This window comes from Burkholderia sp. Se-20373 (genome assembly GCF_017104705.1).
In the GTDB taxonomy this organism is placed as follows: Bacteria; Pseudomonadota; Gammaproteobacteria; order Burkholderiales; family Burkholderiaceae; genus Burkholderia.
This window is the reverse complement of record NZ_JAAGPH010000099.1, coordinates 1-21,224: the sequence shown is the minus strand read 5'-3', so window position 1 is coordinate 21,224 and position 21,224 is coordinate 1. Positions and strand designations below refer to the sequence as shown.

The window sequence follows — 21,224 nt, the reverse complement described above, 5'->3', positions numbered from 1 at the left end:
ATGCAGGTCGAATCAGCGGTTCACGGACCGCGGCACCAGGAACACCAGCAGTGCGCCGAACGCAATCGCAACGGAGATGAAGAGCAGCCCGGCGGTAGACCTGCCGGTCAGGTCGTTCAGCCAGCCGACGATCGCCGGGGAAAAGAATCCCGCGAGGTTCGCGAAGCAGTTGACCGCGGCGATGCCCGCGGCGGCCGACATCCCGCCAAGCAGCGCCGTCGGCAGCGACCAGAACTGCGACGACGACGCGAGAATGCCGGCCGACGCGATGCTCAGGCACACGATCGATGCGCCGACGCTGCCCAGCATCGGCAACGTCGCGAAACCCGCCGCCGCGATCAGCATCGGCACCGCGAGATGGAAGCGGCGCTCGCGGCGGCGGTCGGCGCTCATGCCGATCAGCGGCAATGCGACGATCGCGCACGCATACGGAATCGCGGTGAACAGCCCGACCCACAGCGGATCGGCGACACCGGCCTTGCGAATGATCGTGGGCAGCCAGAACGTCAGGCCGTACTGCCCGAGCACGACGCAGAAATAGATCGCCGCCATCAGCCAGAGCCGACGATCGGCGACGAATGCGCGAATCGACAGGTGAGCGGTCGTGTGCGCGGCATCGGCCGATACGTTGCACGCGAGCAAGGCCTTTTCGGCATCGGTCAACCATGTCGCGCCGGCGATGCCGTCATCGAGATACAGCAGGATCGCGAAGCCCAGCACGAACGAAGGCAGCGCCTCGAGCAGGAACAGCCACTTCCAGCCGGCCATCGACATCGCGCCGTGCAGCGAATGCATGATCGCGCCCGACAGCGGTCCGCCGACGATCCCCGCGAGCGGAATCGCCATGAAAAACAGCGACAGCGCCTTCGCGCGACGCGCCGACGGGAACCAGTACGTCAGATACAGGATCACGCCCGGCGCGAAGCCCGCCTCGGCGACACCGAGCAGAAACCGCAGCGCGTAGAACGCGGTGGGCGACTTCACGAACACGAAGCTCGCGGATATCACGGCCCACGTCAGCATGATGCGCGCGAGCCAGCGGCGCGCCCCGACCCGATGCAGGATCAGGTTGCTTGGCACTTCGAACAGAAAGTAGCCGAGGAAAAAGATGCCTGCGCCCATCCCGTACACGGTCTCGCTGAACCGCAGGTCATTGAGCATCTGCAGTTTCGCGAATCCGACGTTGACCCGGTCGAGATAGGCGCCGAGGTAGCACAACATCAGGAACGGGATCAGCCGGCGCGCGACCTTCGCATAGGTGGCCGCTTCGAACGTCCGTACATCGTCCTGTTGCAGCATCTCGCCGTGAACCGGCGGTGCGGGATACTTTGCTCTCATGTTTGTCTCCTGCCACGGCCCCGGGTTGTCCCGGGTGCATGATGGGCGGCGCCGCGCGTGTCGCGGCGCCGTTTTCAGTGGATCAGCATCCCGCCGTTGACGTCGAGCGTGATACCCGTCAGATAGCTCGACAGGTCGCTCAGCAGGAACAGGCATGCGTTGGCGACATCGGCGGCCTCGCCGAGGCGGCCGAGCGGGATGCCCTTGATGATGTCCGCGCGCATGTCGGGCGTCAGCTTGTCGCCGGTGATGTCGGTCTGGATCAGGCCCGGCGTGATCGAATTGATGCGGATATGGTCACCACCGAATTCACGCGCCATCGCCTTCGCGAGGCCGAGCACGCCGGCCTTCGCGGCGCTGTAGTGCGGCCCGCCGAAGATGCCGCCGCCGCGCTGCGCGGACACCGACGACATGCACACGATGCTGCCGCCGCGCTGCTCCCTCATCGCCGGCAGCACGGCTTGCGACATGTACAGCGTGCCGCGCAGGTTCACGTCGACGATCGCATCGAAGTCGCGCCCGGAAATCTCCATCGTGCGCACGGGTTGCGTAATGCCGGCGTTGTTGACGAGGCCGTCGATGCGGCCATAGCGTTCCAGCGTTGCACGGGCCGCGGCCGCGCATGCGTCGCGGTCAGTCACGTCGCAGGCCAGGCCGAGATGGTCGCGCCCGAGTTCGGCGGCTGCCGCCTCCGCGTCTTCCCGACGAAGGTCGAGAATCGCCACGTGTGCGCCGTGGGCGGCCAGTGCCCGGGCGGTGGCCTTGCCGATACCGCGCGGCGACGCGGCGCCGGTCACGATGATGGTCTTCTGGTCGAGCAACATCGGTCGTCTCCTGTGTGTTGATGTGTGCATGGAGTGTCGGCTCCCCAGACACCCGCATCAACGCGGAAACGCTCAGCCATGGCTGAGAAAAATTCAGATGACGGCGCGCGGCCGGTGCTGCAGCGCAATATCCGGGGCGCGGACGAACGGCCCCGGTCAACCCGTTTGCCGATGATCCACGACTTCTCGCTCGATCCAGGCAAGGAAGCGCTTCACGCGGGGCAGCTCCGCGTTCTGCCGCGGGTAAACGAGATGATGCGCGCCGACTTCGACCGCATGGTCCGAGCCGAACACCGGCACCAGCAGCCCTTCGTGGATCTTCACCGATGCGAGCATCAGGCTTTCGAGCGCGATGCCGAGGCCGAGGGCGGCGGTTTCGAGCGACATGTACGAACGGTCGAACGAAAAATCGAAGGTCTTCTGGGCCGCCAGCGGCACGCCGGTGCGGCCGAACCACTGCTTCCACTGGACCAGCGGCGTTTCGGAATAGATCAGCCGGTGCGCGAGCAGGTCTTCCGGCGCGTTCACCGGCTGCCGTTCGAGATAGCGCGGCGACGCGAGCGGCGCGATGAACTCGCCGCGCACGGTCCGGACCTCGAGGTTGTCCCAGTTGCCATAGCCGTGCCGGACGTCGATATCGTAGAAACCGTTCGAGAACGACACGTTTTCGTAAGAGCACGCGAGGTTCAGCTGGATATCGCCGTTCGCCTCCTGAAACGACGACAGCCGCGGCAGCAGCCACATCAACCCGAAGCTCGGGCTCGAATGCACGCGCAGGATATCGACTTCGGCGCGGCTCGACGCGCGCTCGGTCGCTCGGCTCAGGTCGGCGAGCGAGCCGGTGACGTCGGCCAGATAGCGTTCGCCGGTCGGCGTGAGGACGAGGCCGCGCCCCGAACGCTGAAACAGCGGCTGACCAATCTGCGATTCGAGGTTGCTGAGCTGATGGCTGACGGCGGACGCGGTCAGGCCGAGTTCTTCCGCCGCGCGGTTGACGCTTTTGGTCCGTGCGACGCTTTCGAACGCGATGATGGCCTTGAGCGGCGGGATACGCATATTGGAGTCTTGGGAAATTTGCAGAACGCCTGCAAAGCAACATCGCGCTCGGACGATCGTCCAGGCGGAGCCAGTCCAATATATTACGCGTCAATTCCAGGGCGCCGGCGGGCCTCCGTTCCCCGTTGACCGAAACGAAGTTGTGCTCGTTTGCGAAGTGGAGAGGCTCCTTCGCCGGCTCACATCCGCCGGGGAGCCGGGCACTCTTCTGAATTCAAGGAATTGCTCGCCACGAATTAAAGTCGGCACCGGGCGCGGTGCCGCGAAGCCCAGTGGCAACTTCCCTTGCGGTGCCGGCAGTGGCGGTCACGCGTTGTGCGAAATCCGAGCTTGAGCGGGCAATCGCTACTGCTGATTGAGCGGTGCTTCGGGATCGTGCCTGCACGGCGACCGCGATGCCGGCAGGGAAGCGCCGGCGCACGCCGAAGGAGAGGGTCGGCCGACCTGCGTCATTGGCGTCCGAGCTGGGTGCGGCGTCCGAACTGTGCACACGGGAAGCAAGTGCACAGGTGGTGGCGCGAAAGCTGGACGACGACAAGGGGGCCTCTGTACAACTGGAAGAACGGTTACTCGGATGAGAGGCCTCGGCGTACATGAAACTCGACACGCGTGTTGACGTCCACGCAGAAATGGCGCCTTCAGGCAGCTTTGGACCTGCGCCTTGTCGACGCGCCTTCTTCGATTCTCGCCAGTACACGCTTGCCCGAATCCGCCACGGCGGGATCGTGTGTCACCTGATAGCGCACAATCATGCCTTCCACGCAGAGCATCGCATCTGCGGCGACGGTAGCAGGCGACTGGAGCCTGAGGCGGCCAGCGAGTTCAGCAATGTACTGCTCAAGCGCGTGCTTATGGGATACGGCCTGCTGAAGGTGCCCCGGGTCTCCCGTCGATCCGGCTTCGGCGACCACATTGATAAAGGCGCAACCACGGAAGTCTTCCTGCGCAAACCATTCACCTAAGGCTTCCGCGATGACGGGCAGCCCGGCACGCTGAGCAAAACGGGCCTCCACCTCTTCGACAAACCAGCGCATCCAGAACTCATGACGACGGTCCAGGAACGCTGCAATAAGTTCGCTCTTGGAGGCGAAGTGCCGGTAAAGCGACATTTTTGCGACGCCTGACTCGGCGATGATCTTGTCGATGCCCGTGGCACGGAACCCGTCCTGATAGAACAGGTGCGCAGCGGTTTCCAATATCCGGTCGCGTGCGGAGGGTTGTGACATTTCGGCCCCTTTTTTGCCAAATCATGCCTCCATTATGGCAGACAGACCTGTCTCTGCATAGGCGCCGAGCGGCTCAGAAATTTCTTGACAGACAGACCTGTCTACATCAACATTGATACAGACCTGTCTCAATCACTCAAGGTCGGTCCGTCAAGGAGACTGTCATGTGCCCCTCAGATTGCGAAGTCACTGCCCTTCATCAAGCTCTGCAGGCCGACAAGTCGAATCCGGCCACATGGTGCTGGTACAGCGACCTGATCGAAAACCAACGACTCGCGCTTCGCCTCAAAGAGGACCAGTGGGTCGTCGCGATTGACGGCAGCGACTTTGCATCCGCCGAGGGCCTGTACGCGGCCGTGCGTTGGGCGCACATCATGACGCACTCGGGCGGTTACATCACCTTCGCGGTATAAGCGGGCGAAGTCCGCCCTGCACACGGGCGAGTCGCCAGACTAAGCGATCGAGAACACGCAGCACTGCGCTTATCCACCCTTCGACCCGGTATCGGGTCTTCATCCACCAACCACTGAGGAAACACCATGTCGACCAACACTGAACTCCGCCCGCCGCTTCCGCCGTTCACGCTGGAGACGGCCATCGAGAAAGTCCGTCTCGCGGAAGACGGCTGGAATTCGCGCGACGCCGCCAAGGTCGCGCTCGCCTATTCGCTCGACACGAAATGGCGCAATCGCGCAGAGTTCGCGAACAATCGAGCGGAAGCGCAGGCGTTCCTCGAGCGCAAATGGAAGAAGGAGCACGAGTATCGTCTGATCAAGGAACTGTGGGCGTTCGGCGGCAATCGCATCGCCGTGCGCTACGCCTACGAATGGCACGACGACTCGGGCAACTGGTTCCGCTCCTACGGCAACGAGAACTGGGAGTTCGGCGAGGATGGCCTCATGCAGCGCCGCTATGCGTGCATCAACGATATGCCGATCAAGGAGTCCGAGCGCAAGTATCACTGGCCCCTGGGCCGTCGGCCGGATGATCATCCCGGCTTGTCGGATCTCGGCCTCTAGTCGCTAGGCTGATCGTATCGCTTCGATTGGAAGCATGCGGGGAAACAAAGGCAACGGTGAGGCAGTCTCTGCGACAACTGCCTCCCGAAGCTTGGTATGACGGAGCAACCCCACCCAGCTTGGGAATTCCTGGGTGTCTCGCTGTCCTTCTCACCTAGCCGGCCCTCTAGCGATTGCTGCCCACTCCAATATGAATTTATTTCTTATTGAAAATGTCTTCTGCATGGTCAACTTCCAAAAGACGACCGTGCAGTATCACGCCCGGCGACTTGCCGATTCCAGTCGATTCGCGACGGCCTCGATCGCGCTCACGGGAGCGCGAGCCAGCTGGTCATCATGGCTCGTCACCAGCTCGGCGAATAACCGATAGCTGTCCTCGTCGAACTGGATCTCGCCATCCCGCCCAGCCTGAAGCGCATTCCATGCAGCGGCCTCGTACTCATGGAACCCCCGCGTTTCCGCTGCGCCATACCCCAACGATCGCAGCATCTCGGCGGCCAGTGCCACCCTTGTCAGCAATTGCAGCGACGTCAACGTCCCAACGCCCGCCTTCAGTGCTTCGAGCTGCAGATGATATTCGAGCGCCAGACTATCCCTGACATGCCGGGGAAGCGGCATGCAATCGATCTTTCGAGCGCGTTTCCTCAGACTGGATTGGCGAGCCCGGCTATGGAAATCACGCATCGATCACCGTCCAGGAAATTGCCGGACGAAGGCTCCCCCTTCCACGCAGCCCGGAAAAGCCATTCGGCAATCGTCCATGCAACGCCCCGCGAGCCGCCGCGATCTCGACGAAACCGCTCATCGTCCGGCCACGGTCATTTCTTCGATCAACACCGAGCCCGACTTCAACGCGCCAGCCGTGAACGTATCGCGTCCCACCGCAACGATGTTCCTGAACATCTGCTGCAGCGTGCTGGCGACCGTAATGCCTTCCACCGGGTACTGGATCTTGCCGTTCTCGACCCAGAACCCGGCAGCGCCTCGCGAATAGTCTCCGGTCACCAAATTGATGCCTTGTCCGATCATCGACGTGAGCAGCAGCCCCGTCCCGAGCCGCTCGAGCATGCCGTCGAGATCGTCGCCCGGCAGGGTTGCCGTGCTGCGCAACGACAGACCGTGTGGACCGTGCGCGTTGCCGGTCGTTTGCATGCCGAGTTTTCTTGCCGCGTAAGACGACAAAAAGTAGCCTTCGATCACACCGTCATGCACCACGCGACGCTTGCGCGTTCTCACACCCTCGCCATCGAACGGCGCACTGCCCATCGCAGCGGGTACATGCGGATCCTCGTCGATACGGATGTGCGGCGCGAAGATCTCCTTCCCGAGACTGTCGACCAGGAAAGACGCTTTCGCGAACAGCGCGCTGCCGCTGGCTGCCTGGACGAAATTCATCAGCAATCCCGCCGCCAACCGCGCCTCCACCAGCACAGGGACCTTTCTGGTCTCGAAGGGGCGCGGCTGCAAACGCGCGATGGCCCGCTCGGCTGCGTAACGACCCACGAATTCGGGCGACGCCAGATCCTGGGGCCGCCTCTCCGACGTGTGCCAGGATTCCATCTGCATATGACTGCCGCTTCCCGCCAGCGGTTTGCATGATATCGAGTGATTCGACGACGCGTAGCCGCCCTGAAACCCGTTCGACGCGGCGAGCACGAAGTGTCCGTTCATCGTATCGACGCTCGCACCCTCCGAATTCCGGATCTGCGGGCTGACCGAAAACGCCGCATCCTCGGCGCAGCGCGCGATTTCCAGCCCTCCGTCGATCGACAGCGGCCACGGGTGGTAAAGGTCGAGATCGCGCGGCGCATGTTCGAGCTGGTCGTCGTCGGCAAGCCCGGTCGCCGTATCCTCGGCCGTGGCGCGGGCAATATGGTAGGCGGCAGCGACCGCATCTTTCAGGGCAGCCGGGGACAAATCGGACGTGGTCGCCGTACCCTGCTTGTTGCCGACATAGACGATGACGCTGGCGCCCTTGCTATGCTTGTGTTCGATGGTATTGGTCGCGCCACGCCGAACCGATACGGAGAAGCCGCTGCCTTCCGCGATCCTCGTCATCGCGCTGGTCGCACCGATAGCCTTGGCGTGCGCCAGGACGTCGGCCGCATATTGGTTGAATTCGTCTTGCGTATGCAGAAATTCATTCGATTGCATGTTCAGGTTGGCTTCCATGTTCCACTGTCTCGTATTAATTGCGACGTGTCGTCACAAGTCACCGTCGGTGACGTGACGCTCCCTCTTGTGTCGACCCGGCTGGCTTCGTCAGACAGGCTGCGTGCGCGCATCCAGCCACGCCTTCGCGTCGCCGCTCACGTGCCCGCCGACGCACTCGCGCACCGTCGCGTGATACGCGTTCAGCCACGCGCGCTCGTCGTCGTGCAGCAGGTCGATCAGCACGCAGCGCGTGTCGATCGGGCACAGCGTCAGCGTCTCGAATGCGAGGAAATCGCCGAATTCCGTCTGCTCGCCCTCGCGGTTCACGACCAGGTTCTCGATCCGGATGCCCCATTTGCCGGGCCGGTACACACCCGGCTCGATCGACGTGATCATCCCTTCCTCCATCGCCGTATGCGGCTCGGCCGGCGCGGAGTGCGAGATGACCTGCGGACCCTCGTGCACGTTCAGGAAGTAGCCGACGCCGTGACCCGTACCGTGACCGTAGTCGAGCCCGGCCGCCCACATCGGTGCACGCGCGATCGCATCGAGCATCGGCGAGCGGATGCCGCGCGGAAAGCGCGCGCGCGACAGCGCAATCATCGACTTCAGCACGATCGTGAAATCGCGGCGCTGCAGGTAGCTGATCGTGCCGACCGGCACGACACGCGTGATGTCGGTCGTGCCGGTCGTGTACTGGCCCCCCGAATCGACGAGCAGCAGGCCGTCGCCGGCGATCGTCGCGTGCGACTCGGGCGTCGCGCGGTAGTGCGGCATCGCGCCGTTCGCATTGAAGCCGGCGATCGTCGCGAAGCTCGGCTGCACGTAGCCGGAGCGCCGTGCGCGCGCGGCCGTGAGCTGCTCGTCGATCGTCAACTCGGTGATCGTCTCGCGGTTCACCGCCTGCTCGAACCATGCGAAGAATTCGGCGAGCGCGGCGCCGTCGTGTTCCATCGTCACGCGTACGTGCTCGATCTCGGTGGCCGTCTTGCGCGACTTCGCCAAGGTCGACGGGTTCACGGCCTCGGTCAGCTTCACGCCGGCCGGCACCGCCTCGAGCGCGCCGACCGTCATGCGGCGCGGATCGATCAGCAGCGTCGCACCGTCGGGCAGCGCCGCGAGCGCGGCGCGCGCGGCATCGTACGGGCGAACCTCGACGCCGTCCTGCGCGAGCGCCGCGGCCAGTGCCGGCGAGATCTTGCCGTCGGCGACGAACAGTGTCGCGCGATCGCTGCCGATCATCGCGTGCGCGACGAACACGGGGTTGAAGTCCACGTCGGTGCCGCGCAGGTTGAACAGCCACGCGAGATCGTCGAGCGTCGACACGAAATGCCATTGCGCGCCCTGCGCGCGCATCGCGCGGCGCACCTCGGCGAGCTTGCTCGCGCGGCTCGTGTCGGCCTGCGGCGAGACGTGCTCGAATACCGCGTCGTCGGGCAGCCCGGGACGATCGGGCCAGATCGCATCGAGCAGGTCGAGGTCGGTGCGCAGCGCGATGCCGCGCGCGGCGAGCCGGGCCGTCAGCGTGCGTGCCGCCGCGACCCCGAGCACCGCGCCGTCGACGCCGACCGTCGCACCGGCCGCCACGTTCTGCGCGAGCCACTCGACATGCGGCGCGCTTTGCTGGCCGCCCGTCATCTTCATCAGCTGGACACCCGTACCGGCCAGTTCGGCCTCGGCCTGCACCCAGTAGCGGCTGTCGACCCACAGGCCCGCGAAATCCGCGGTGACGACGAGCGTGCCGACCGAGCCCGTGAAGCCGGACAGCCAGCGGCGCGCCTGCCAGCGTTCGGGCAGGTACTCGGACAGGTGAGGGTCGGCGGACGGCACGAGATACGCGGCAGTACCCTCGCGGATCATCGCGCCGCGCAGTTGCGCAATGCGAGCGGCCGCCGGCGTCATGTCAGGTAGAGGTTGATTCATGAACGTTCGTTTGTGTTTGGAATGGCGCCCGTGACAGGTTGCCGAATCGCCCGTCACGCGGCGTCTTCATTCTTCACGCGATCGGTTTCTCGTTGCATCTGTTCCGCCGTCAGCAATTGCCACGCGCCCTCCGCCTGAAGCCGGAGCACGTTCTGGTGGTACGCCAGCAGCGAATCGCGGTGGCCGACGCTGACGTACGTTGCACCGGCCAGCGCGAGTGCCCGATACAGCGATTGCTCGGTGGCCAGGTCGACAGCGCTCGTTGCCTCGTCGAGAAACACGAAACGGGCGCGCGCAGCCAGTGCGCGTGCGAAGCCGATCCGCTGCTGCTCTCCCAACGACAGCACTCTCGACCAATCGATCACCGTATTGAATCCCCCATGCCTGCGCGCGAGATCCGGCAGATTGACCTGCTCCAGCAAGGCCTGGAGCTGTTGATCGGTATGCGTGCTTTCCGTCTCCGGGTACAGGATCTGCTCGCGCAGGCTTCCCAGCAACATGTACGGACGTTGCGGCAGGAACAGCACATCCTGCGGCGGCGGCATCGTGATCGTTCCGCTGCCCGTTCGCCACAGTCCCGCCACGGCGCGCAGCAACGAACTCTTGCCGACGCCGGTTTGCCCCATGATCAGCAAGTGCTCGCCCCAGCCGATTGCCAGGCTCAATCCTCGCAGCAGCGTGCGCTCGCGGCCCGGCGTCTGGAGCGTAAGACGCGTCAGTTGAATCGCGTTGCCTTCCTGATACGCGATGGTTTCCGCGCGATCGGCATGGGCTGCGTTCACCGCATCCGCCTTTTCGACGATCTGGGCAAGCCGCACCACATGGGGCGCGGCGGACGCGAATATCGGCATGAACGTCGTCACGCGCTGGATGCCCTGAAGCAGCAGCGTTGCCGACGCCGTTCCTTGCGTCACCACGCCGAAACTGATCTTGCCGCTGAAGTAGAGCGGCACGAGGATGACGACCGGCAACAGCGTCCAGACGACACCGACCAGCGACTCGGTCGATCGCATGATGAAGGCGTAGCGCGCGGTGCCCATCGCGATGTCCACGACCTTGTCCAGCCGTCGCGCCACGCTGCGCGCCTCGGCGGATTCGCCGCGGTAAAGCGCGACCGTCTCGCCATTGCTCCTGACATGCAGGATACCGAAGCGAAGCTCAGCCTCGGAAACGGTCAAGTCGAAGTTCAGGCGAATGAGCGGCCGGTACAGCAGCCACGTCACCACGGCGGAAATGATGCCGTAAGCAATGACGCCGTAGAACAAGAGCGGGGAAATCTGACGAAGCAGCAAGCCCTGGATGCCCAACGTGCCGGCCGAGTAGATGGCGATGCGCGGCAACATCGCCGCCATGTTGCAGAACGGCCCCGCTTCCTGCTGAATGCGCTGATCGACGTTGTCGACGTCGCCATCCTGTTCGATCCGGTAGTACGTCCGGCCCCCCAGATACCGGGACATCAGGTCATTCGTCATCCATGCGCGCCAGTGGATGACGAGCCGGGTGTAGAGGAAATCGAAGAACTGACTGAGGATGCCGTTGTTGATGACCAGGCCGATCGATGTCACGAGCAAGAACAGGCGCCAGTAAGACAGCTCGTGGCGCCCCACCAGGGCGTCACTCATCTGCCGGGTCAGGATCGAGACCTTGCCGCCAAGCAGGATCTCGAACAGCGAGAACGAGATGAAGATGCCGAGTGCCAGCCATGAGCGCGATGCGCCGGCTCTCGTCCAGTAGGGGCGAGATATGTCGATGAAACGTCGAAAGAAGCGGCCGTTGAGACTGTAGTCCTTCGGGTCCGCTTGCGTGGTGGCAGTGAACATGTCTTTATTCGTACATTGATCGGGCGCGAAAGTCCGTCGAAGCGAGCCGTATCGATCCTGGCTTAATGCGTTCCGCCAACCGTCACCTCGTCCAGCCGCAGTGTGGGCTGGCCGACGCCGACCGGCACGCCCTGGCCTTCCTTGCTGCACGTGCCGACACCCTTGTCGAGCGACAAGTCATTGCCGATCATGCTCACGTACTTCAGCGATTCCGGGCCGCTGCCGAGCAGCGTCGCGCCCTTCACCGGGTAGGTGACCTTGCCGTTTTCGATCATGTACGCCTCGGACGCCGAGAACACGAATTTGCCGTTCGTGATGTCGACCTGGCCGCCGGAGAAATTGACCGCGTACAGGCCGTTCTTCACCGACGCGATGATTTCCTGCGGATCCTTGTCACCGTTCAGCATGTACGTGTTGGTCATGCGCGGCATCGGCAGCGCCGCGTACGACTCGCGCCGCGCATTGCCGGTGACCGGCATCTTCATCAGGCGCGCATTCAGCGTGTCCTGGATGTAGCCCGTCAGGGTGCCGTCCTCGATCAGCGTCGTGCGCTGCGTCGGGTTGCCTTCGTCGTCGACGTTGAGCGAGCCGCGGCGGTTCGGCACCGTGCCGTCGTCGACCACCGTCACGCCCTTCGCGGCGACTCGCTCGCCGATGCGGCCGGCGAACGCCGACGAGCCCTTGCGGTTGAAGTCGCCCTCGAGGCCGTGGCCGATCGCTTCGTGCAACAGAATCCCGGGCCAGCCGGCCCCGAGCACGACGGTCATCGTGCCGGCGGGCGCCGGGCGCGCGTCGAGGTTCACGAGCGCCGCGTGCACGGCGTCATCGACGTAGCGCGACAGCACGTCGTCGGTGAAGTAGCCGTAGTCGAAGCGGCCGCCGCCGCCGCCGCCGCCGCTCTCGCGGCGGCCGTTCTGCTCGGCGATCACCGTGACCGACACGCGCACGAGCGGGCGGATGTCGGCCGCGAGCGCGCCGTCGCTGCGCGCGACCAGCACGACGTCGTATTCGCCGGTGAGGCCTGCCATCACCTGCGTGATGCGCGGGTCGCGCCCGCGCGCCATCTGCTCGATGCGCTCGAGCAGCTTGACCTTGGCCGTCGCGTCGAGCGACGCGAGCGGATCGGACGGCAGATACAGGTCGTGGCCCGTCACGCTCTTCAGCGAAGCGTCCGCCGTCACTTTCTGCATGCCGCCGCCGGCCGCCGCGATCGCCTTGGTGGCCGCGGCCGCCTGCGCGATCGCCGCGGGCGAGAGATCGTCGGAAAACGCGAACGCAGTGCGGTCGTCCGCGACCGCACGCACGCCGACGCCCTGGTTGATGCTGAAGCTGCCCGATTTGACGATGCCTTCCTCGAGGCGCCATGCTTCGCTGCGGCGTGCCTGGAAATACAGGTCCGCGTAGTCGACGCGATGCGTGAAGATGTCGGCGATCGTGCGCGTGAGCAGGCTCTCGTCGACGCCGTAGGGTGTCAGCAGAATGTCCTTTGCGACCATCAGATTGCGCAAGGAGGGATCAACAGAGATCATGAATAATCGAAGGAAGGAAAGAAGTTCAAACGGAACGGGGAGCGTTCGTGCTCAGCCACGTCAACAGGGATTCCGCGACATCCGCACAGACGATTGCGGCTTGCCGCGCGCTATCCATGCTGACGACGTCGTATCGCTTCCAGAGGTCCGGGTCCTGCTCCCGGCACTGTTGAATGAATGCCCCGCGGCGCTCGATGAAGGCCGACACCCATGCCGCCCGCGCTGCGGCGTCGTCGCGCGGCGCACTTCCGATCTCGCTGTGCACCTGCTCGGTAGCGCGTTCGATCATCGCGGTGATTTTCTGCTCTTCGTCGTCACGCCAATCGGCCTTGCGGCGAAGCTCCCGATTCACGTACTTCAGGATCATGTGGAGTTTCCCATTGCCCGACCAGTCCGACATGGGACCGGCCAAGCCCTCGAGCATCTGGCTTGCCTCGAGGTCGGCCGACCCGTCACCGACGCCCAGCATCACGGCCGCGCGCTGCAACGCTTCCCATTCCTTTGCCGCGATCTTCTCGCCGGCGAGCTCGCGCGCGTGCGCTGCCTTGATGCGCAACACGATGCCGCGCTCGGTTTCACCCGTGAAGTACTGCGTGATCTCCCAGCGCGAGCGGTAAACGAGTTCATGGAGAACGTCGGTCGTGGCGCGCGCGAGATTCGCGCCCACCGGAATGGCGTGGAAGATCTTCAGCGCCGTCGCATCGGCTTCTTCCGCACCCTCCTTGGCTCGGCCCAGGAACATCCAGATCGAATCGACGATGTCCCCGAACTGCCGTGGTACCCCGACAACCTCCTCGAACTGACCCCGGGCGCCTGCCAGCCGCGTCGAGGGTTCCTGGACGCGCTCACTGCCGCGCTGCGCGTCCGAAAGCTCGTGATAGCGGCTGATGCATCTGTCCTTGTGCGCTTCATCGCCGCCGAAGCTGCACCATTCCACGGCCGGTGCATCGACCGCGGCGGCCTCCGGCTCGTCGTTTCCGGCTTCGCTCGCGGCCGATTCCGGCGTCTCCAGCCCGCATTGCGCGAACCATTTCTCCATCGTCATGCGCATCCGTATGGTCGACGGTCCGGTCAGCCTGTCGTGCTCCTTGCCGTTCGCATAAAAGATCAGCGTCGGAATCGCCCGCACACCGAACTTCTTTCCGCCGTCCGGCTCGGAGTCGATGTTCAGCTTCAGGATCTTCAGTCGCCCCGCGTAGTCCTTCGCAAGCCGATCCAGATGAGGTGCGAGCGCGCGGCAAGGTCCGCACCACGGTGCCCAGAAATCCACGAGTACGGCTGTTTCGCCCGACACGTCGTCGAGCAGCGTCGCGGCGGTCGTATCAAGAATTGACATCGTTCATATTCCTAAATTTATTTTGACTTCGGCTGCGTGACGAAATCGATTTTCACGAGGCCTGCGCGCTGGGCCGCCGAAAGCAGGTTGGCCACCGATTCATAACGCGCGGCCCGGTCGGCATACAGCTCGATCTCCGGCTGCGGTTGCTGGGCCGCCGCCTGATTCAGCCTCGCATCCAGTGCATCGGCTTCAACAGGCTTCTCGTCCCACATCACCGTGCCGCTCGCGTCGACCGATAAACTCACGTGCGCAGGCCGCGTATCGTTCGGACTGCTGTTCGCACTCGGCAAGTCGAGCTTGACCGCGTGATTGATCACCGGCAACGTCACCATGAACACAATCAGCAATACGAGCATCACGTCGATGAGCGGCGTCATGTTGATGTCGCTCATGACGTCGTCGTGGCTGTCGTCAAAGAACGCCATGTCAGCTCTCCTCGACCGTCGCAACGCGTTTCTGCTCGATCTTCACGCGAACGGAAGCCGTGCGATGGCGGTCCGAGTTCATCAGATACGCGTGCAACTCGTGGCGGAAGCGCGCGAGCTTGTGGACGATCATGCGATTGCCGCGGGACACCGCGTTGTAGCCGAGCACGGCCGGGATCGCGACAAACAGGCCGAACGCGGTCATGACCAGCGATTCGCCGACGGGCCCGGCCACTTGCGCGAGACTGCTCTGCCCCGCCTCGCTGATGCCGAGCAGCGCGTGATAGATCCCCCACACGGTGCCGAACAGGCCGACAAACGGCGCCGTGCTGCCGACCGATGCAAGCGCCCCCAGGCCGCTCGCCATTCGGGCAACCTGCTCTTCGAGCGCCACGCTCAGGCAGCGCTGCAGCCAGTCGTCCGGCGAGAGCACTTCCTTCAGGTGCGTATCGTTATGTCGCTCCGATGCTTCACGCGCGGCCTCCGCGAGATTCTGGTACGGGTTGCTGTGGTCGAAGCGACCCAGTGCCGCACACCCTTCCTCGATCGAACCCGCCTGCCAGAACTTTCGCTCGGCGGCTTTACTCTGCCTTCTCATGCGGATCAGTTGCGCGCCCTTGTAGAGCATGACCGCCCATGACGTCAGCGACATGACGACCAGGACCAGCGCGATGGCGTGACTGATCGTGTCACCGCGATTTACGATGTCTGCAATTCCGTAGTTCATTGCTGTACTCCTCGACGAGCTGCTTGCAGCTCAGTTGTCCAATCTGAATTCAAGTGGTTGAAGCGCACGAACGACGATCGGTGTCCCGTTCTCCAGGTACGGCTTGCAATGCCCCGCGAGCATCGCGGCACGCGCGGCCGCATCGAGTTCTTCGAAACCGCTCGATTCGGTGGTCGTCGCCTCCGTGATGCGGCCGTCGATGCCGATCGTCACGCGAAGCACCACCTTGCCTTCGTGACCCAGCCGGCGTGCAAGCGCGGGATACGGCGGCCGCTCGATGTCGCATGAAACGTGTGCCACGCTCTTGGCGTCCTGCCCGCCGGCGAGCGCCATCATCTGCGCGGCTGCCGGCTGCGCCGACGGGGCGCTCTTCGCGCTTGTCTCGACGGGTTGGACGGCGGGCGGCGTAGGCACCGGCGGTTCCGGTTCATGCGCTTGCGGGGTCGCCGCCGGGGCCGCACGCGGTGCGTCGTGATGCGTGGCGAGCACGGGCGCGCGGTGCGGCACGGGCGGCTTGCGCGTCACCGGCTTGACGGGTGGCCGCGGCGGAACGGGCGTCGGGGTCGGTTGCGGCGCGTTCACCAGCGTCACGCTGATCGACGATCCGGCCGACGCGAGCTTCCCGGCATGCAGGTCGAGATGGACGTCGGCCTTCCAGAACGCGACCAGCAGCAATGCATGCAGCGCCACTGCCACGCCGATTGCGACAGGCCGGCCATAACCGATACGAACCTTCCGGCCCGCTGCCGCGGGGCCGGATGCGTACCTTGACGGCAATACGATCGAACTATCCACGACATGCCTCAGAAGTTATAGCGTCCGGTCAGATAGATCAGTCGGCCCGGCTGCAGGCCGACAATCGATGAAGTCATCTGGTTCTGATAGAGCGTGCGGTTGAACAGGTTCTTGATGCCCAGGGTCGCCGTCCATTGCTTCGCGTGGTAATACACGCTCGCATCGGTCTGCGCTTGCCCCGGAGCCTTGAATACCCCGAGGCGGGAGTTCGACACTTGATAGCCGCTGCGCGCTTCGACGCCCGCGCCGACGCCCCACCCATGCAAACGCTCGCCCTGCAGGTCGTAGGTCATCCAGATCGTGCCGCTATGACGCGGCACTTCGCTCACACCGTCCGTGATTTGCTGCTGATTGCTGAAGGTGTAGTTCGCGAAAACGTTCAATCCTGGGAACAGACGGCCGGTGAGGCTGAGCTCTGCCCCGCGTACCACCATCCCCCCGCCTAGCGTGGCGAAGTTCGTGCCGGGAATGCCAACCAGGACGTTGCTTTGCGCCGTTCTGAATACGTCGGCCGTTGCGCTCAGGCGATCGTCTAAGAAGTTGAACTTGAAGCCTGCCTCGACCGATCGCCCGATTTGTGGAGGCGGCACACTGCCATCCAGCAGAAGCGTTCCATATTGCGGATAGAAACTGCGCAACGCGTTTGCATAAACGGCGACGTTATCCGTGAGCTGGTAAAGGATGCCGAGGTTCGGCGACCATTGTGATTGAGAGGCCGTATTGGTGCCCCATACCGTCCCGCGGGCGATGCTCGCGAGGATATGCAACCTGTCCCAGGTGATCTGATCCTGAAAGTAGACCGTGGACGAGTACGATTTGACGGGGCTGCCCGAATATTGCGACGTCCCGGTAATGGGCGGTGCCGAAGCCAGCGGGAATGGGGCAACGAGAAACTTCATGGGCAAACTGGTGAAATCTGTCCAATAGTCGCTGTTGCTCACGCCCACGAGAACGGTTTGCTTGACCGGGCCCAAAGAAAACTTCGCCTGTAGATGATTGTCCAGGTCGAAGCCGTAGGAACGCGAGTGGTCATTGAAGCCCAAAAAAACGGTCTTCCCGGATCCGATGCCGATCGGATCATAGAAATCACGCAGGGAAAAAGTCGACGCCTGATATTGCGCCTTGCTTTCAAACTTGAAGATCGATCCGAGCTGCTGTGTGAAATCGACCGACAGCGTATCCATCTGGCTCAGCGAATTCTGGGATGGCGTGCTGCGCGAATGGATCGGCAGCGGGTCGTCGCCGACCCGAGGCTGTGTCAGCTGTATCGGCGGTCTGTTGACCACCTGATGCTGGTAGCCGAGAACGATGTCCGTGTTACCCGATTTCCATTCGATCGACGGCGCGACGTAGAAGTTTCTCTGGCCGTCGTAACCGCCGAAGGACTCACCGGCACGCTCGGCGGACAAGACGAACCGATAGCGGAGCGACTTGTCGCTCGTCAGCGCGCCACCCAGATCGATCGAGCTCATCCAGTCGCCGTAGGAGCCCGTTTGCAGCGTCAACTGGCGAACGGTTTCGGCGGTCGGTCTTTTGATCACGATGTTGACCACGCCCCCCGGAACCATGGCTCCCGAAAGAATGGAGTCGGCACCTTTGAGCACTTCGATTCTTTCCACGCCGGCCACCGGAATATCCAGCGAATTGCTGGACCCCGTATCGTTGTGGCCATTGCTCATCGTAGCCGCTGTGAAGCCCCGGACATTGACTTGAGCACCGTTACCCCAGTCCAGCACCGTGACACCGCTGACGTTGGCGAGTGCCTCGGACACCGTTTGAGTCTGCTTGCTGTTGAGCAGGTCCTTCGTGACGACCTGAATCGACTGCGCGGTCTGCGAAATCGGCGTATCGGTGCGCGTCGCCGTGCTGGTCGAATCGGCGACGAAGCCCTTATCGAGGCTGGCGCTGCTGGTACTTTCGCTGACCGTGATCGTCGGGAGTACTGAATCCTGTCCCGACTTCGACGCGCCCGGCGAAGGCGGTGGGTCGGACCGCTTGATGACGTAAGTCTTCGCGTCCACTTGCTCGACGCGCAGGCCAGTACCGTTCAACAGGCGCGCCAACGCGTCATTCACGGTCAGCATGCCCGACACTGCCGGCGCGGTGCGGCCCGCAACGATGTTATCGGGCGCGAGGATATTGACGCCGGCCTCGCGCGCGAGCTGCGACAGCGTGGCGGAAAGCGACTGCGCGGGCAAATTGACTGAAGTTTGCGCGTACAACGAAATGCTCGCCATGCCGACGACACTAGCCGCCACATGCCTTGCCAACGCCCTTGCCACAGGCTGCTTGAATTTCTTCATTGTCCCCTCTCTGTCAGTGCAAAGATGTGAGTGAGCCTTGACGTTGTTATCGATCAGGCTTCACTACTAAAGACGAGGCAGGGAGCAAAAAGGACCAGCGGCGCGCTATTGAAATTTTTCATCGCGACGATAGCCAAATGCTTTCGAATCGCGCTGCCTGCACGCGCGCAAAAGAACGGCTTGTCGGTTGTATGTCGCCATCACGAAGCCGCTCGGCATAGGCAAATTGTGAGGACTGGGGTGAAGCGCTGCTGGAAGATATCGCGCTTCGATGACGAGCGCGCGTCCGTGCTTGGGCGCACCGAGTGCTGCGACGATCGCAGACCAGGCCCGATCGATGGACAGCCGGCCTCTTGCCAGCGCGAAGGAATTCTTCGGTGTTTTCGTTATGCGAGGACGTGTAACGCAGGCGTCGCCTCGTCAGGCGCGGACATTGACGGCAGCAGCAACACGCGGAAGCGACGCTATCGACGCGATGCGATCACGGCGGTCCCGTCCGGCTGAAACTTCACCGTCACGGGGGCGACCATGGGCAACGATCTCAGCAAAACATCGGGATCCGAAATTGAAAACCCGCCCGTCACGCGAAACCGCGCCGCGACGTTGTCCGCCAGCACGATGCGGGCGACCCGGTAGCGCTGCAATTCGTGTACGACGCCGGACAGCGGCGTGCCGTCGAATTGCAGGCGCCGATCCTTCCAGCTCACCATCGCGTCGAATTCCTGACTATCGGATACTTCGACGATCTGCGTCCCGGTTGCCCTCGCCGCTTCGTTCGCGTCGAGATCGACGACAGGGCCGCCCGAGCGGAGCGACAGCTCGACGCGCCCTTCCAGTACCGCGACGTCCACATCGGCGGGACGAACGCGTACGGAGAAGCGCGTGCCGACATCGCGGATATCGGTCGCGCCGGCAATCACATGAAAAGGACGGAGGGAATCGTGCTTGACGGCATAGAGCGCCTCGCCTTCGAGCATCGTTACTTCGCGGGACCGGAGCCGATTGACGAACTGTATGGACGTCGCGGTGTTGAGGCGCACATGGCTGCCGTCATCCAGGGCGGCGTCGACCTGCTCACCGACAGCCGACGAAAAACGCTGCTCCGACAGTACCGGATTGACCGCCCATGCGGCCACCGCGAATGCACACGCACTGAAACCGATTGCACTCGCGATTGCGGGCCATCTCGGCGCGCGTCGCACAACGGCTTCCCGGGAGGGCGAAAGATGACGCCTGTAGCGACCGCGCAGTTCGTGCACGAAAGTGTCAACCTCTCGGTCGACGCTCATATGCTCGGCGATATACGCCAGACGTTTCGGATCGTCTCCAGCCCAGCGCTGGAGCGCAGCACGCGCAAGGGTTCGCTCCTCGCCCCGACCAAAATGGATCGTTACGAGGAGTTCGTCAGCCTCGTCCTTTTGCGACTCGGTCCATGTCATCGTTGAAAATGGCACAATCCGTAGCGAATCGAATGATTCATTCTACAGCAAGGCGATTCTGCATTCTTTCATCGCCTGGACCAGGTACTTGCGCACGACGGTCGTGCTGATTCCCATCTCCTGCGCGGTCTCGTCATACGAAAGACCGTGCAACTTGCACAACACGAATGCCTCCCTGCAACGGGGTGGCAACGCATCCAGCGCCTTGCCGAGAATCTCCATCCGCTGACGCGCGGCATAGCGTCGCTCCGGCGTCAGTTCGGATACGGGCAACTGGTCGACGAGTCCGTCGACGTCGTCGAGCGACTGGTGCGGGACACGCTTCCTGCGTCGAGCGGAATCGATCTGCTGGTTGCGCGAGATGGCGAACAGCAGGCCGGCCGGCGATTCAACCGGGCGCTGCCCCGCATAGCGGAGCACCTGCTCAAAGGACGACTGCGCAATATCGGCGGCATCGTCGGCGCTCAACTCCCGGGTGAGAACACGGCGGAGGTCGGCGTAGCCCCGCAAGAGATCATCGATAAAGCTAGCCATTTGCGTTGCTCCGTCCCACATCCAGCGATACATGGAGATCGTAAGAATTGACCGGCTGCCGCGCCGTGATCTGACCAAATCAATTGCAAGCGTTCGCCCCTAAGATGACATCATCATAGCGACGCCAATTTAGAATGAATTTCTTTTTTTGGGCGCTTTTCACTTTTGTTGCGACATAATTTCCTACCGCCCGCCGAGATCTTACGTTTCACTTAATATGACGAATTAGGAACGCATAAATCCCGGCGCAACCGCTTCTGACACACGTGCAAAGAAAACCCCCTCGATAAGCGGCACGATCTCGCGAAAGAAATATGGAAAGTATTTTTATTCGGAATCACGTCGTCGTTATATCGATAAATTCGACATACGAATTGAAATCTTCCGAATTAAAATTAGTATGACCACGTGATTGCGTCGGCAATACAGAGCGGAGCTGTCCGACATTGCGTCACGTCTGTCGCGAGCGATGCGGGGCGCCGGCGTCTTCCGCCATGGAGAAGTCCATTCGGTGACAAATGCTCCGCACATGATGGGCAGACACGTGACCGCCGCCTTCGGCATTAGCCATCGATCTGCAAGACACATGGAATCCCGCACCACCGGATCAACTGAAATCCCCGACGCGTCCAGCCGTCAAGCCAACGCCTTCTCGACGATCTCGCGCACGTCACGCGATTTCGCACCGGCGGCGACTTGCTCGAGCGCTTCGCGCATCCGGTCGCGCAGCGCGGGCGTGAAGCGGCGCCACAGTTCGAGCGAGCGCGCGAGGC

At 63.1% G+C, this 21,224-nt stretch carries 18 protein-coding genes; 2 read left to right on the top strand and 16 right to left on the bottom strand.

The features are described 5' to 3' along the window. Positions 1-12: 12 nt before the first annotated feature. From G3N96_RS26640 to G3N96_RS26625, 4 genes are all read right to left on the bottom strand, one after another. Complete coding sequence (locus G3N96_RS26640; RefSeq protein WP_206139038.1) at positions 13-1,338, bottom strand: MFS transporter; 1,326 nt, start codon at positions 1,336-1,338, stop codon at positions 13-15. Between the two features lie 74 nt (positions 1,339-1,412). After that, on the bottom strand, positions 1,413-2,162 hold the full coding sequence (locus G3N96_RS26635; protein ID WP_206139037.1) for a glucose 1-dehydrogenase: 750 nt from the start codon (positions 2,160-2,162) through the stop codon (positions 1,413-1,415). 156 nt (positions 2,163-2,318) lie between these two features. Continuing rightward, on the bottom strand, positions 2,319-3,218 hold the full coding sequence (locus G3N96_RS26630; RefSeq protein ID WP_206139036.1) for a LysR substrate-binding domain-containing protein: 900 nt from the start codon (positions 3,216-3,218) through the stop codon (positions 2,319-2,321). Between the two features lie 638 nt (positions 3,219-3,856). Then, positions 3,857-4,444, bottom strand: a complete 588-nt coding sequence (locus tag G3N96_RS26625; RefSeq protein WP_206139035.1) for a TetR/AcrR family transcriptional regulator — start codon at positions 4,442-4,444, stop codon at positions 3,857-3,859. A 164-nt stretch (positions 4,445-4,608) separates the two neighbouring features. Here G3N96_RS26625 and G3N96_RS26620 point away from each other — a divergent pair, with 164 nt between their 5' ends. Together G3N96_RS26620 and G3N96_RS26615 are read left to right on the top strand one after the other, a co-directional pair. Next, a complete protein-coding gene (locus G3N96_RS26620; RefSeq protein ID WP_124585708.1) occupies positions 4,609-4,857 on the top strand; it encodes a hypothetical protein in 249 nt (82 codons plus the stop codon). 126 nt (positions 4,858-4,983) lie between these two features. Beyond that, the gene (locus G3N96_RS26615; RefSeq protein WP_047851177.1) at positions 4,984-5,463 is read left to right on the top strand and encodes a DUF1348 family protein; all 480 of its coding nucleotides are present in this window, start codon (positions 4,984-4,986) and stop codon (positions 5,461-5,463) included. Positions 5,464-5,718: 255 nt separating this feature from the next. On the opposite strand, the gene G3N96_RS26610 is transcribed toward G3N96_RS26615, so the two are convergent. The 12 genes from G3N96_RS26610 to G3N96_RS26555 all read right to left on the bottom strand — a co-directional run bounded on the left by G3N96_RS26610 (position 5,719) and on the right by G3N96_RS26555 (position 20,451). Next, positions 5,719-6,081 (bottom strand): Fis family transcriptional regulator, encoded by a 363-nt coding sequence (locus tag G3N96_RS26610; protein WP_241022833.1) that lies wholly within the window; start codon positions 6,079-6,081, stop codon positions 5,719-5,721. 183 nt (positions 6,082-6,264) lie between these two features. Further along, a complete protein-coding gene (locus tag G3N96_RS26605; protein ID WP_206139033.1) occupies positions 6,265-7,635 on the bottom strand; it encodes a metallopeptidase TldD-related protein in 1,371 nt (456 codons plus the stop codon). A 90-nt stretch (positions 7,636-7,725) separates the two neighbouring features. Continuing rightward, positions 7,726-9,540, bottom strand: a complete 1,815-nt coding sequence (locus G3N96_RS26600) for an aminopeptidase P family protein (RefSeq protein WP_206139032.1) — start codon at positions 9,538-9,540, stop codon at positions 7,726-7,728. A 53-nt stretch (positions 9,541-9,593) separates the two neighbouring features. Beyond that, positions 9,594-11,360, bottom strand: coding sequence for an ATP-binding cassette domain-containing protein (locus tag G3N96_RS26595; protein ID WP_206139031.1), 1,767 nt, complete (start codon positions 11,358-11,360; stop codon positions 9,594-9,596). A gap of 62 nt (positions 11,361-11,422) precedes the next feature. Then, positions 11,423-12,889, bottom strand: coding sequence for a metalloprotease TldD (tldD, locus tag G3N96_RS26590; RefSeq protein ID WP_206139030.1), 1,467 nt, complete (start codon positions 12,887-12,889; stop codon positions 11,423-11,425). Positions 12,890-12,914: 25 nt separating this feature from the next. Then, complete coding sequence (locus tag G3N96_RS26585) at positions 12,915-14,225, bottom strand: thioredoxin domain-containing protein (protein ID WP_206139029.1); 1,311 nt, start codon at positions 14,223-14,225, stop codon at positions 12,915-12,917. A 17-nt stretch (positions 14,226-14,242) separates the two neighbouring features. Beyond that, positions 14,243-14,653: a biopolymer transporter ExbD gene (locus G3N96_RS26580; protein ID WP_071335577.1), complete on the bottom strand. Its 411-nt coding sequence runs from the start codon at positions 14,651-14,653 to the stop codon at positions 14,243-14,245. Position 14,654: 1 nt separating this feature from the next. Continuing rightward, complete coding sequence (locus tag G3N96_RS26575; RefSeq protein ID WP_089459807.1) at positions 14,655-15,380, bottom strand: MotA/TolQ/ExbB proton channel family protein; 726 nt, start codon at positions 15,378-15,380, stop codon at positions 14,655-14,657. A gap of 30 nt (positions 15,381-15,410) precedes the next feature. Further along, on the bottom strand, positions 15,411-16,175 hold the full coding sequence (locus tag G3N96_RS39905; protein WP_206139028.1) for an energy transducer TonB: 765 nt from the start codon (positions 16,173-16,175) through the stop codon (positions 15,411-15,413). Positions 16,176-16,183: 8 nt separating this feature from the next. Continuing rightward, positions 16,184-18,478, bottom strand: a complete 2,295-nt coding sequence (locus G3N96_RS26565) for a TonB-dependent receptor (protein WP_206139027.1) — start codon at positions 18,476-18,478, stop codon at positions 16,184-16,186. A gap of 464 nt (positions 18,479-18,942) precedes the next feature. Next, entirely contained in the window at positions 18,943-19,917 is a 975-nt protein-coding gene (locus tag G3N96_RS26560) for a FecR domain-containing protein (protein ID WP_206139026.1), read from the bottom strand. Positions 19,918-19,959: 42 nt separating this feature from the next. Next, a complete protein-coding gene (locus tag G3N96_RS26555; protein WP_089459803.1) occupies positions 19,960-20,451 on the bottom strand; it encodes an RNA polymerase sigma factor in 492 nt (163 codons plus the stop codon). Positions 20,452-21,224: the final 773 nt, after the last annotated feature.

Bases quoted from the DNA above. Each gene is read 5' to 3' on its own strand.
- G3N96_RS26630 (WP_206139036.1), bottom strand. From the start codon at position 3,218: ATGCGTATCCCGCCGCTCAAGGCCATCATCGCGTTCGAAAGCGTCGCA.
- tldD (WP_206139030.1), bottom strand. From the start codon at position 12,889: ATGATCTCTGTTGATCCCTCCTTGCGCAATCTGATGGTCGCAAAGGAC.
- G3N96_RS26585 (WP_206139029.1), bottom strand. From the start codon at position 14,225: ATGTCAATTCTTGATACGACCGCCGCGACGCTGCTCGACGACGTGTCG.
- G3N96_RS26600 (WP_206139032.1), bottom strand. From the start codon at position 9,540: ATGAATCAACCTCTACCTGACATGACGCCGGCGGCCGCTCGCATTGCG.
- G3N96_RS26575 (WP_089459807.1), bottom strand. From the start codon at position 15,380: ATGAACTACGGAATTGCAGACATCGTAAATCGCGGTGACACGATCAGT.
- G3N96_RS26565 (WP_206139027.1), bottom strand. From the start codon at position 18,478: ATGAAGAAATTCAAGCAGCCTGTGGCAAGGGCGTTGGCAAGGCATGTG.
- G3N96_RS26595 (WP_206139031.1), bottom strand. From the start codon at position 11,360: ATGTTCACTGCCACCACGCAAGCGGACCCGAAGGACTACAGTCTCAAC.
- G3N96_RS26605 (WP_206139033.1), bottom strand. From the start codon at position 7,635: ATGGAAGCCAACCTGAACATGCAATCGAATGAATTTCTGCATACGCAA.
- G3N96_RS26580 (WP_071335577.1), bottom strand. From the start codon at position 14,653: ATGGCGTTCTTTGACGACAGCCACGACGACGTCATGAGCGACATCAAC.
- G3N96_RS26625 (WP_206139035.1), bottom strand. From the start codon at position 4,444: ATGTCACAACCCTCCGCACGCGACCGGATATTGGAAACCGCTGCGCAC.
- G3N96_RS26615 (WP_047851177.1), top strand. From the start codon at position 4,984: ATGTCGACCAACACTGAACTCCGCCCGCCGCTTCCGCCGTTCACGCTG.
- G3N96_RS26635 (WP_206139037.1), bottom strand. From the start codon at position 2,162: ATGTTGCTCGACCAGAAGACCATCATCGTGACCGGCGCCGCGTCGCCG.
- G3N96_RS26620 (WP_124585708.1), top strand. From the start codon at position 4,609: ATGTGCCCCTCAGATTGCGAAGTCACTGCCCTTCATCAAGCTCTGCAG.
- G3N96_RS26560 (WP_206139026.1), bottom strand. From the start codon at position 19,917: ATGACATGGACCGAGTCGCAAAAGGACGAGGCTGACGAACTCCTCGTA.
- G3N96_RS26555 (WP_089459803.1), bottom strand. From the start codon at position 20,451: ATGGCTAGCTTTATCGATGATCTCTTGCGGGGCTACGCCGACCTCCGC.
- G3N96_RS26610 (WP_241022833.1), bottom strand. From the start codon at position 6,081: ATGCCGCTTCCCCGGCATGTCAGGGATAGTCTGGCGCTCGAATATCAT.
- G3N96_RS26640 (WP_206139038.1), bottom strand. From the start codon at position 1,338: ATGAGAGCAAAGTATCCCGCACCGCCGGTTCACGGCGAGATGCTGCAA.